This is a genomic window from Dryocola clanedunensis subsp. sulfonylureivorans (assembly GCF_016756775.1).
Classification (GTDB): Bacteria; Pseudomonadota; Gammaproteobacteria; order Enterobacterales; family Enterobacteriaceae; genus Dryocola; species Dryocola clanedunensis.
In genome coordinates this window covers 36,693-48,163 of sequence record NZ_JAERMU010000026.1, presented here as the reverse complement: position 1 = coordinate 48,163, position 11,471 = coordinate 36,693, and the positions used below count along the sequence as shown (strand labels likewise).

Here is an 11,471-nt window from a genome sequence, read left to right as displayed (position 1 = left end):
GGCGGCGCTGGGTGCAGTAATGCGCAAGCTGGTGCACATGTGCTTCGGGGTGCTTAAAACACGCCTGCCATGGGATGAAAATTATGCAGCTACCGCTTGACGTTCAAGACGGTAGCTACGCTAATCGTGAAATAGCCTTCAACTCTGTCTTACGCATCTCTGCGTCGCTTATCAACAACAACCCTGTAAACCCTGTCTCTGTTTGGCGACGCATAATGTACTGATAATTATGAATAAATAATTTAACGGCATTTACTGTCTCCAGCTGGAGACAGATGAGGCGGGGCGGAAAGCGTGCAGGAAATGCAGAAGTGCGGGTATAAAAAGCCTGATAACTATCTGAATTAGCAGGTAACGCACGAATAAGCCAATTCTTGTTTAAAACCTGGCATGCATCGTGCAATAATAATTGTGTAGATGCTCATTCCACTTCTTATGTTCGCTAAGGCTTCATAAACCCAGGAATGACGCAGAGCCAATTACGGTGCTTATCGTCCACCGACAGATGTCGCCTCTGGCCTCATCCGACACCATGGACATAACGTTGAGTGAAGCACCACTTAGTTGTCAAAAGACCTGTTTTAACACCTGCCATTCGGCAGGTGTTTTTTTTGTGTCAGCAGAGGGAGAAGGGCGAAAGAACTTCGCCCTGGGTAGTTTAAGCGTTGGGATTATTTTGCAGGGTCAACAGCAGGCCGTCACGGCGCATCAGAGCGGCCTCCTCCGGCTGATGGAGTCTGTCCAGCGAGTCGGCAAGCCACGCGTAATCAAAGGCATCCGGACGCTGTTTAATCGCCTCACGGAAGGCTTCACTTGCCTGCTGCCACTCACCGTGCTTCATCAAAAGCTGACCAAGCGTGCTGTGCAATAACGGACGGTCACCCTGAGTCTTGATATGCTGGCGCAGTGCTTTTTCAAGCTGCTCCGGATTGCCCGACTTCAGGCGCGGCATTAACAGAACCAGACGTTCATCGTATTGACGTTTCAGACCGTCCAGCACAATTTCCTGCGCCGCGTCGTGATCGTCACATTCAATCAGATGCTCCGCCATCGCCACCTGTAGCGTGGTTTCCTGACGTGTTTTACGGCTCTGGTTACGCCACCAGGCTTTCAGACCATCGTTGCCCTGATCTGCCATTGCCCCATCCATCAGACCAATCCACGCTTGTTCCTGAAGCGCTGCACGGTGGGCCGGATCAGCCACCTGCACTTTTTCCATGGCGGGCAGGATATCAATGACAGAACCCCAGGCACCGGTACGGACGTAGGCTTGCTCTGCCAGACGGAGTACTTCCGGGTGACGAGGGGCGATCTCCAGCAGTTTATCCACACCATGACGCGCGGCGTGATTTTCATTACGGGCAAGCTGTAAACGAACGCGTGTGATTTCAACCGGCAGCTGATCCCTGTCCGCAAGTTCAGCGGCGCGTTCCAGGTGCTGGTTGGCACGGATCTCATCACCACGCTGCTGCGCTGCTTCCGCTGCAAGGAGATAGTTTACCACCGGCTGTTCTGCGTGATCGGCATTCTTTGCCATCAGCTTCTCAACCTGCTGGTAATCCCCTTCCGCCAGTTTCAACAGTGCGGCTTTAGTTTGCTTACGGGCGCGGCTACTTTTGCGTCCTACGAACCAGCCGCGGGTGCGAGCTCCGGTGTGGAAGACACGACGCAGGATCCATTCGATGGCGAATAACACGACCATCGTCAGGATCAAAATGATCACAAGGCCTGTGACGCTTGTTTCCACGTTATAGTTATCGGTCTGGATCAGGACGTAGCCCTGATGACCTGCAAGCATCGGACCAAGAACGATCCCGGCGATCAGCAGCAGGAAAAGCAATAAGACTTTAATCATGCCTATTCTCCCTGGCTTTCAGCTGGAGCCGCAGCCGGTGCAGGCGCAGTTGCAGCAGGTGCCGAATTATTGTCGGCTGGCTGGCTAAGTAGATTGCGTACTCGGGTCTGCATCAGTTTTTCCAGCAGCGGCTGGCTTTGCAGATTTTCCGGAATATCCATATTGATACTTTGCTGGCTCAGGGAATCCAGCTGATCCAAAAACGCTTTCGTGTTTGCGTCTTCCGTATCGTAATAGGCGCGAACCCACGTGGATACGCTTTCCAGGGACTGTTTATAAGTCTCTTCCTGGTGACGAGGTACCGCCTGTGCGGCAATCAACAGGCGTGAGCGAATGTTCTCACGCAGATAGATGTCCTGATTCGGCGCCAGCAGTGGGACCGCTGTTTCATCACGGCGACGGATAGTAATAAAGCTATCCATAAAGCTGTGCCAGCTCTTCACCAGATTCTGACGCCATTCGGTCACGGTGCTCGACAGTTCGCTACCGTCGGAATCCATAGGGGTGTCATCATTGTCGTTATCCGCCAGTCGCAGGTTATCCACCTGGTTTGCCAGCTGATTCACCTTCAGGATAATACCGTCGTAATCGACCTGTGAAACACCGGACAGCGTGCTGATATCATCGGTAATGGCGCGGCGAGCGGTGATAAGACTCGAGTCGTTCATATCAGCAAGGCTTGCGTCCGCGCTTTTAAGCAGCGCAGCGGCGGTCGTCACGTCCTGATCGCTCCACAGTTTACGTGCGGCAAGCTTGACCAGAAAATCAGCTTGGGCCAGCAGCCACGTTTTGGCATCGCTGCCGGAAATCGTCGCGACTTTCTGCTGCACTTCATCCAGCTGGCGAGCCAGGCTCGCCTGCTGGCGATTAGCCTCATCGAGCGCCGTCGCCTGTTGTTTGATGGTGTTTTCCAGCTCGGTTTTCTGCTGATCCTGCTGCTTTTGTAACGCGGTGAGCTGCGTGACCAACGCGTCGTTAGTCGCGTTTTGTGTCGAAGCCTGATGCTTGCCATAGCTGTAAAGTCCGCCACCCAGAGCCAGAGCAATGGCGATGGCGATAGCGCCCAGCGCAATACCTGCCACGCCACTACGGTTCTTCTGTGGCGGCTGCTCTGGAAGCGGCGTGTTTTCTACCGCGGGTTTGGTCTCTTCAACCATGGCGGAGGAAGTATTTTGTTCCGTCATTGTGGCGTCCCATTTTGTAGGTTTATTGTAACGCGCGGAGCAGCGCGTCATTGTCTGCGTTGTCGGCGATCCGAATATCCTGCCAGCCCAATTCCCGGGCAACGATCGCCAAACGCTCACTGACAACCACCAGTCGACAGTGGAGTAACCAGTCAGTGCGATACCACTCTGGTATCAATGTGTATAGTTGCTTGAGCATTTCGCCGCTGGTGACAACCAGTGTGTTGACGCCACGTTCACGCCAGCGAAATGCTTCTTCCGTACCATCATAAATTTTGGCGCAGCGTTGATAGCATTCGCAAAAATCTACTTTAGCACCACGAGATGCAAGATTGTTCCCTAACAGTTCACGGCCACCGTTACCCCGTAGAATCAAGACACGCTTACCGGCAACATTTTGTAATTCAGGTAATTGTAGCAAGACTTCACTGGTTTCCCGATCCAGCGGATAGCGAACCGGGAGATGGCTGACGGTGTGTAACGCCAGCGCCGTTGTGCGTCCAATGGCAAACCATGAAAGATTTTCAGGCCATTTCAATTGATTACGACGTAACAGTGGCTGAGCGTAATGCACTACATGCTGGGAGAGCACAAAGACGAGATCGCCCGGTGAAAGTGCTGCAAGGCGCTCAGGCAGCTGCGCTAGCTCCCGGCCTGGGGAGAATTCGATGAGCGGAAAACTGTACGCCACCTGCCCAAGTGTGCGCAGACGGCTCACTAACTCTTCCCCGGCGGGAGAGGGGCGGGTGACAAGAATTGTCATGCGGGTGCATCCCCATCATAAATAGCGGCCAGCACCTCACGGGCACCCTTATCAAGAAGCTCCTCGGCAAGATCGATGCCCATGGGAACCGAGTCCTCTGGTTTGCCGCGACGTTCACCGCGCACCATAAAGGAACCGTCCGGTGCGCCGACCAGCGCACGCAGCCACAGCTCACCGTCTTTTAACTCAGCGTAGCTACCGATTGGCACCTGGCAACCCCCTTCCAGACGCATATTCATTGCGCGTTCAGCACTGACGCGAATCGCTGTCTCTATGTGATTGAGCGGAGCAAGCAACGCGCGGGTTTGTTCGTCATCCAGACGGCATTCAATGCCGACGGCACCCTGGCCAACGGCCGGCAATGAGACTTCGGCAGGCAGCGCTGAACGTATACGAGATTGCAGCCCCAGGCGATTCAACCCGGCTACGGCAAGGATAATCGCATCGTATTCACCGGCATCAAGCTTGCCCAGGCGCGTGCCAACGTTGCCACGTAAAGACCGGATAATCAGGTCCGGGCGACGTTCGGCGAGCTGGCACTGACGACGCAGGCTGGATGTCCCTACAATACTGCCCTGAGGCAGCTCGTCGAGGCTGGCATACTGGTTCGAAACGAAGGCATCACGGGGATCGTCACGCTCGCAAATCGTCACCAGCCCCAGCCCGTCCGGGAACTCCACCGGTACGTCTTTCATTGAGTGCACGGCAATATCCGCACGGCCTTCCAGCAGCGCAAGCTCCAGCTCTTTGACGAACAGGCCTTTACCACCAACTTTGGCAAGCGGTGTATCGAGTATCACATCGCCTCGGGTTACCATCGGTACCAGCTCAACGGTGAGCTGAGGATGATTCGCCTCCAGGCGCTGTTTAACATATTGTGCTTGCCAAAGGGCTAATGGACTTTGGCGAGTGGCAATTCTTAATACATTGTCTAACATGCTTGTTACCGTAATTGTCGTCCTGCTGCCATCCTACCACTCTTCACGGAAGGCTGTCAGTTTCAACGGTTTTTGCGGAAAAGAGGGACGTGACTCGTATTATGGAATATAAAACGGCTTCCTGGCGTGGAACGTTGCGCGTAGTGCAACTTTCTTTACGGTCAACCAGCAAGGTGTTAAATTGATCACGTTTCCAGCAATTGTCTGCCCGTTCGTTTATAATCATCAGGGCAACAATCAGGAAACGGGTTTTTTCAAAATACTGAAACCATCAGGCGATATGTCTTGTACCTCTATATTGAGACGCTTAAACAGAGACTGGATGCCATCAACCAACTGCGTGTAGATCGCGCGCTTGCTGCCATGGGCCCTGCTTTCCAGCAGGTCTACAGTCTTCTGCCAACATTGTTACATTATCATCACCCGCTGATGCCGGGTTACCTTGACGGTAACGTTCCACATGGCATATGCATTTACACGCCTGATGAAACCCAACGCCACTACCTGAACGAGCTGGAATTGATGCGCGGCATGCCACCGCAGGCAACCGCCAAAGGCGAGCTGCCGATCACCGGCCTCTACACCATGGGCAGTACCTCCTCCGTCGGCCAGAGCTGTTCTTCAGACCTGGATATCTGGGTGTGTCACCAGGCATGGCTCGATAACGACGAACGCCAACTGTTACAACGAAAATGCAGCCTGCTGGAAAGCTGGGCGGCGTCGCTGGGCGTGGAGGTCAGTTTCTTCCTGATCGATGAAAACCGTTTCCGTCATAACGAAAGCGGCAGCCTCGGCGGCGAAGACTGCGGCTCAACGCAACACATCCTGCTGTTAGACGAGTTCTATCGCACCGCCGTGCGCCTCGCGGGTAAACGTATTCTTTGGAATATGGTGCCGGGCGATGAAGAAGAGCACTACGATGATTACGTCATGTCGCTCTATGCGCAGGGCGTACTGACGCCAAACGAATGGCTGGATCTCGGTGGATTGAGCTCGCTCTCCGCCGAAGAGTACTTCGGTGCCAGCCTGTGGCAGCTCTATAAAAGTATCGACTCCCCTTATAAGGCCGTGTTGAAAACGCTGCTGCTGGAAGCCTATTCCTGGGAGTATCCGAACGCCCGCCTGCTGGCGAAAGATATTAAACAGCGCCTGCACGACGGCGAGATCGTTTCGTTTGGTCTCGATCCTTACTGCATGATGCTGGAACGCGTCACCCATTACCTGACGCAAATCGAAGACACCGCACGTCTGGACCTGGTGCGCCGTTGTTTCTATTTGAAAGTGTGCGAAAAGCTCTCACGCGAACGCGCCTGTGTAGGCTGGCGTCGTGAAGTCCTCAGCCAGCTGGTGAAAGAGTGGGGTTGGGGCGAAGAGCGTCTGGCGATGCTGGACAATCGTGCGAACTGGAAAATTGATCAGGTTCGTGATGCCCACAACGAACTGCTGGATGCGATGATGCAGAGCTATCGCAACCTGATTCGCTTTGCGCGCCGCAACAATCTCAGCGTCTCGGCAAGCCCGCAGGATATCGGTGTTCTGACCCGTAAACTCTACGCGGCGTTTGAAGCGTTGCCTGGTAAAGTCACGCTGGTTAACCCGCAGATTTCACCTGATTTATCTGAATCACACCTGACCTTTATTCATGTGCCGCCAGGCCGCGCTAACCGCTCAGGCTGGTATCTCTACAATCGCGCGCCAAACATGAATTCCATCATCAGTCATCAACCGCTGGAATATAACCGTTATCTTAATAAGCTGGTGGCATGGGCCTACTTCAACGGCCTGCTGACCTCACGCACCCGCCTGTTTATTAAGGGCAACGGCATTTGCGATCTGCCTAAGCTGCAGGAAATGGTTGCCGATGTTTCGCACCACTTCCCGCTGCGCCTGCCTGCGCCAACGCCGAAGGCGCTTTACAGCCCGTGCGAAATCCGCCATCTGGCGATTATCGTCAATCTGGAATATGACCCGACGGCGGCCTTCCGCAATCAGGTCGTGCATTTCGATTTCCGTAAGCTGGATGTCTTCAGCTTCGGCGAGCAGCAGCAGTGCCTGGTGGGGAGTGTCGATCTGCTGTATCGCAACTCGTGGAACGAAGTGCGTACCCTCCATTTCAACGGCGAACAGGCCATGATCGAGGCGCTGAAAACCATTCTGGGCAAAATGCACCAGGATGCCGCGCCGCCGGACAGCGTTGAGGTTTTCTGCTACAGCCAGCACCTGCGTGGTCTTATTCGCACCCGCGTGCAGCAGCTGGTTTCCGAATGTATAGATTTCCGCTTATCCAGCACGCGCCAGGAGCCTGGCCGCTTTAAAGCGCTGCGCGTCTCCGGTCAGACCTGGGGATTGTTCTTCGAGCGTCTGAGCGTGTCAGTACAAAAACTGGAAAATGCGGTGGAGTTCTATGGGGCGATTTCCCATAACAAACTGCATGGCCTGTCGGTGCAGGTCGAAACCAACCACGTCCAGCTGCCGCCAGTGGTAGATGGCTTTGCCAGTGAAGGGATTATCCAGTTCTTCTTTGAGGAAACAAAAGAGGAGCAGGGCTTTAACATCTATATCCTGGATGAGAGCAACCGGGCAGAGGTGTATCACCACTGTGAAGGCAGCAAAGAAGATCTGGTTCGTGACGTCAGCCGGTTCTACTCGTCATCGCACGACCGCTTTACCTACGGCTCAAGCTTCATCAACTTCAACCTGCCGCAGTTCTACCAGATTGTGAAGGTCGACGGGCGCACGCAGGTCATTCCGTTCCGTACCCAGGTTATCGTCCCAGCGGCGCCTGCGAACCAGGACGATGGCTCCACGCCGCTGTTACAGCAGTATTAGGCCTGGCGGAAGCTGACCGGCTCGCCAGCCTGCGCCGTGCAGGCCTCTTCCAGCAGCTGCCAGAACTCCGCGCCGCTACGGTCGCAGATCCACTTTTCGCCTTTCAAATTAAAGTGATAGCCACCGCTTTTGGTTGCCAGCCACACCTGATGTAATGGCTCCTGGCGGTTGATAATGATTTTGCTGCCGTTCTCAAAACTCAGCGTCAGCACGCCACCGTTTATCTCACAGTCAATGTCACTGTCGCCGTCCCAGTCATCCAGGCTCTCTTCAATCGTCATCCACAGGCCGTCGGCCAGTTGATGAAATTCGCTGTCGTTCATCTCTTCTTCTCGGTTGTTCGGGTTCAGGGCAGTATAAAAGCAACCCTCATGAATAGAAAAGAGTATTGCTTTTCGGGGTTCACCTGCGATGATAGACAACAGCATAATGAATCACAGGCAACTCAATAATGAAGAAAATTTTCTGCCCGCTGGCCGTCGCCCTTGCGCTGTTTAGCCTGACAGGCTGTGGCCTGAAAGGGCCTCTCTATTTTCCACCGGCTGATGGTAAAACCAAACCGGCGACACAGAACACTGCGCCTGCTCCGCAAACGCAATCCACTACCCCGGTTCGTAACGATCGCGGTACGGATGATATGCCGACCCAGACTGTCTACTAGTCACCAAGAGATAAGCAACCGCGGAAATGGAGCAGAAGATGCAGTTCTCAAAAATGCATGGCCTCGGTAATGACTTTATGGTCGTCGACGCGGTGACACAAAACGTTTATTTCTCGCCTGAGCTGATCCGCCGCTTGTCGGATCGTCATCTCGGCGTCGGCTTCGACCAGCTGCTGGTGGTTGAACCGCCATACGATCCCGATCTCGATTTCCATTATCGAATCTTCAACGCCGACGGCAGCGAAGTCTCGCAGTGTGGCAATGGCGCACGCTGTTTTGCTCGCTTTGTGCGCCTGAAAGGGCTGACCAACAAGCGCGATATCCGCGTCAGTACCGCGAATGGCCGTATGGTGCTTAGCGTGACGGATGACGAACTGGTACGCGTTAATATGGGTGAGCCGAACTTCGAACCTTCCGAAGTGCCGTTTCGCGCAAACAAAGCGGAAAAGACCTATATTATGCGTGCCGCGGAACAGACCATCATGTGTGGCGTAGTGTCGATGGGTAACCCGCATTGCGTGATTCAGGTCGATGATGTCGTGGCTGCCGCCGTGGAAACCTTAGGCCCAGTAATGGAGAGCCACGAACGCTTCCCGGAGCGGGCAAACATCGGTTTCATGCAGGTCGTCACTCGTGAACACATCCGCCTGCGCGTTTTTGAGCGCGGAGCCGGGGAAACACAAGCTTGTGGCAGCGGTGCCTGTGGTGCCGTCGCCGTGGGTATTCAGCAAGGTTTGCTGGCCGAACAGGTACGCGTTGAGCTGCCCGGCGGTCGCCTTGATATCGCCTGGAAAGGGCCGGGTTCTCCGCTGTATATGACCGGTCCGGCGGCCCATGTCTATGATGGATTCATACATCTATGAAGAACGTCGAGGAACAGCAAGAAGCCGTACTGGAGCTCGATGATAACGCAGTGGCGGAGTACCTGCTGCGCAATCCCGACTTCTTTATCCGCAACGCCCTACAGGTAGAACAGATGCAGGTGCCGCACCCCATTCGCGGCACCGTGTCGCTGGTGGAATGGCATATGGCTCGCAGCCGTAACCACATTAACCGCCTCGAGGAGAACATGAACCTGCTGATGGAGCAGGCGAATGCTAACGAAGGGTTGTTCTACCGTTTACTCAAGCTCCAGGGCCGCCTTGCCGCGGCAACAAGTTTGCAGGATATGCTCAACCGCCTGCACCGCTGGGCGCGTGAGATGGGGCTGGCGGGGGCGAACGTCCGCCTTTTTGCTGACCGCTGGCGCATCGGTGCGCCTTCTGATTTTGTGCAGCTATCCCTGAGCCGCCAGGCTTTTGAACCGCTGCGTATTCAGCGGCTGGGCGATAACCAACATTATCTTGGCCCGTTGAACGGACCGGAGCTGCTGGTGATCCTCCCGCAGGCGAAAGCGATTGGTTCGGTGGCGATGTCGCTGATGGGCAGCGATGCCGATCTCGGCGTGCTGCTGTTCAGCAGCCGTGACGCCCAGCACTATCACGAAGGCCAGGGAACACAGCTGCTGCATGAATTAGCATTAATGCTACCTGACCTGCTGGAGCGCTGGATTGAGCGCGTATGACCGCCTCGCCGCTTCAGCCAGCCGTTGACGGCTTCCTGCGTTATCTGAAGGTTGAGCGCCAGCTCAGCCCGCTTACCCTGTTAAACTATGGCCGCCAGCTTGAGACCATCATCCACCTGCTGGGTGAGATGGGGATGAAAACCTGGCAGCAGTGTGATGCCGCAGGTGTGCGATCCCTCGCTGTCCGCAGCCGCAGAGCAGGCCTCGGGCCTTCCAGCCTCGCGCTGCGCCTCTCCGCGCTGCGCAGCTTCTTCGACTGGCAGGTTAGCCAGGGAGAGCTTAAAGCCAATCCCGCAAAAGGGATCTCCGCGCCGAAGTCAGGCCGCCATCTGCCGAAAAATATTGAAGTGGATGATATCGATCGGCTGCTGAATATCGATCTTAACGATCCGCTCGCCGTGCGCGATCGCGCCATGCTGGAAGTGATGTACGGCGCGGGCCTGCGTCTTTCCGAACTGGTCAACATGGATTGCGGCCATATCGATCTGGACACCGGCGAAGTCTGGGTGATGGGGAAAGGCAGCAAGGAGCGTCGCGTACCGGTGGGAAAATCTGCTGTGAACTGGGTTGAGCACTGGCTCGATCTGCGCGAGCTGTTTGGCCCGGACGACGACGCGCTGTTTCTCTCGAAGCAGGGGAAACGTATTTCCGCCCGCAACGTCCAGAAACGCTTTAGCGAGTGGGGCATCAAGCAGGGGCTGAACAGCCATGTCCATCCCCACAAGCTGCGTCACTCCTTTGCCACGCATATGCTGGAGTCGAGCGGCGATTTACGCGGTGTGCAGGAACTGTTGGGCCACGCGAACCTGTCCACCACGCAAATCTATACCCACTTAGATTTTCAACATTTAGCCACGGTGTATGATGCCGCGCATCCACGCGCCAAAAGGGGGAAATCATAATGCATTTTTACCGCCCGCTTGGGCCTGTAGCCGCGCTCACCTTCGATCTGGACGATACCCTGTATGACAACCGTCCGGTGATTGAACGCACTGAGCTTGAGTCGTTAAGCTTTGTGCAGAACTACCATCCGAGCCTGAGCGCGCTAAAAAAGCCTGATTTCATGCGGCTGCGTCAGGCAATTCGCCTCGCTGAGCCGGATATCTATCACGACGTGAGCGAATGGCGTCGCCGTGCCGTTGAGCAGGCGATGCTGGATGCGGGTTTGAGCGCTGAAGAAGCTGCGGCGGGCGCGACGGCTGCTATGGCAAATTTTGCCGAGTGGCGCAGCCGTATTGACGTGCCGGAAGAAACCCACGACACGCTCGCGAAGCTCGCTGAAAAATGGCCGCTGGTGGCGATCACCAACGGTAACGCGGAGCCTCATCTGTTCGGGCTGGATAAATACTTTAAGTTTGTTCTGCGGGCTGGCCCGCACGGTCGTTCAAAACCGTTCAACGACATGTACCATCTTGCGGCGCAGAAGCTCGACGTGCCGCTGGCGCATATCCTTCACGTGGGTGATGACCTCACCACGGACGTTGCCGGAGCCGTGCGCTGCGGCATGCAGGCCTGCTGGGTAAACCTGCGCGACGGCGATCTGATGCAGATCGACGACAGCCGCCTGTTACCTCATCTCGAAATTTCGCGGTTGGCATCCCTGACTGCGCTGATATAATCATCAGAACTCTGTATAAAATTCCAGGGGTGGCACGCTGCCCCTGCCTCACGCGGCGG

Annotated in this window: 11 protein-coding genes; 6 read left to right on the top strand and 5 right to left on the bottom strand. The window is 55.3% G+C overall.

Annotated elements, in window-relative coordinates:
- Window positions 1-658: 658 nt before the first annotated feature.
- Genes hemY through hemC form a run of 4 tightly spaced genes read right to left on the bottom strand, consistent with a single transcriptional unit; the run spans window position 659 to window position 4,740 of the window.
- Window positions 659-1,855 carry a protoheme IX biogenesis protein HemY gene (hemY, locus tag HYQ67_RS20535; protein ID WP_202307057.1) on the bottom strand — a complete coding sequence of 399 codons (1,197 nt, stop codon included), beginning with the start codon at window positions 1,853-1,855 and terminating at the stop codon, window positions 659-661.
- A gap of 2 nt (window positions 1,856-1,857) precedes the next feature.
- Entirely contained in the window at window positions 1,858-3,039 is a 1,182-nt protein-coding gene (gene hemX, locus HYQ67_RS20530; RefSeq protein WP_202307055.1) for a uroporphyrinogen-III C-methyltransferase, read from the bottom strand.
- A 22-nt stretch (window positions 3,040-3,061) separates the two neighbouring features.
- Window positions 3,062-3,802 carry a uroporphyrinogen-III synthase gene (gene hemD, locus HYQ67_RS20525; RefSeq protein ID WP_202307053.1) on the bottom strand — a complete coding sequence of 247 codons (741 nt, stop codon included), beginning with the start codon at window positions 3,800-3,802 and terminating at the stop codon, window positions 3,062-3,064.
- Complete coding sequence (gene hemC / locus HYQ67_RS20520; protein WP_202307051.1) at window positions 3,799-4,740, bottom strand: hydroxymethylbilane synthase; 942 nt, start codon at window positions 4,738-4,740, stop codon at window positions 3,799-3,801. Before hemC ends, hemD begins: the two co-directional genes overlap by 4 nt.
- 285 nt (window positions 4,741-5,025) lie before the next feature.
- Here hemC and cyaA point away from each other — a divergent pair, with 285 nt between their 5' ends.
- Entirely contained in the window at window positions 5,026-7,569 is a 2,544-nt protein-coding gene (gene cyaA / locus HYQ67_RS20515; protein ID WP_202307043.1) for a class I adenylate cyclase, read from the top strand.
- On the opposite strand, the gene cyaY is transcribed toward cyaA, so the two are convergent.
- Window positions 7,566-7,892: an iron donor protein CyaY gene (gene cyaY, locus HYQ67_RS20510; RefSeq protein WP_202307041.1), complete on the bottom strand. Its 327-nt coding sequence runs from the start codon at window positions 7,890-7,892 to the stop codon at window positions 7,566-7,568. The two genes, cyaA and cyaY, sit on opposite strands and share 4 nt — an antisense overlap.
- Window positions 7,893-8,020: 128 nt before the next feature.
- Between cyaY and lptM the strand changes: the two genes are divergently transcribed.
- Genes lptM through yigB form a run of 5 tightly spaced genes read left to right on the top strand, consistent with a single transcriptional unit; the run spans window position 8,021 to window position 11,412 of the window.
- Window positions 8,021-8,230 (top strand): LPS translocon maturation chaperone LptM, encoded by a 210-nt coding sequence (gene lptM, locus HYQ67_RS20505; protein WP_202307033.1) that lies wholly within the window; start codon window positions 8,021-8,023, stop codon window positions 8,228-8,230.
- Window positions 8,231-8,268: 38 nt separating this feature from the next.
- Window positions 8,269-9,093, top strand: a complete 825-nt coding sequence (gene dapF, locus HYQ67_RS20500) for a diaminopimelate epimerase (protein ID WP_202307031.1) — start codon at window positions 8,269-8,271, stop codon at window positions 9,091-9,093.
- Window positions 9,090-9,794 (top strand): DUF484 domain-containing protein, encoded by a 705-nt coding sequence (locus HYQ67_RS20495; protein WP_202307029.1) that lies wholly within the window; start codon window positions 9,090-9,092, stop codon window positions 9,792-9,794. The genes dapF and HYQ67_RS20495 overlap by 4 nt, the downstream gene beginning before the upstream one ends.
- Complete coding sequence (gene xerC, locus HYQ67_RS20490) at window positions 9,791-10,696, top strand: tyrosine recombinase XerC (RefSeq protein WP_202307027.1); 906 nt, start codon at window positions 9,791-9,793, stop codon at window positions 10,694-10,696. Before HYQ67_RS20495 ends, xerC begins: the two co-directional genes overlap by 4 nt.
- Window positions 10,696-11,412: a 5-amino-6-(5-phospho-D-ribitylamino)uracil phosphatase YigB gene (gene yigB, locus HYQ67_RS20485; protein WP_202307025.1), complete on the top strand. Its 717-nt coding sequence runs from the start codon at window positions 10,696-10,698 to the stop codon at window positions 11,410-11,412. The genes xerC and yigB overlap by 1 nt, the downstream gene beginning before the upstream one ends.
- The last annotated feature ends 59 nt before the right edge of the window (window positions 11,413-11,471 follow it).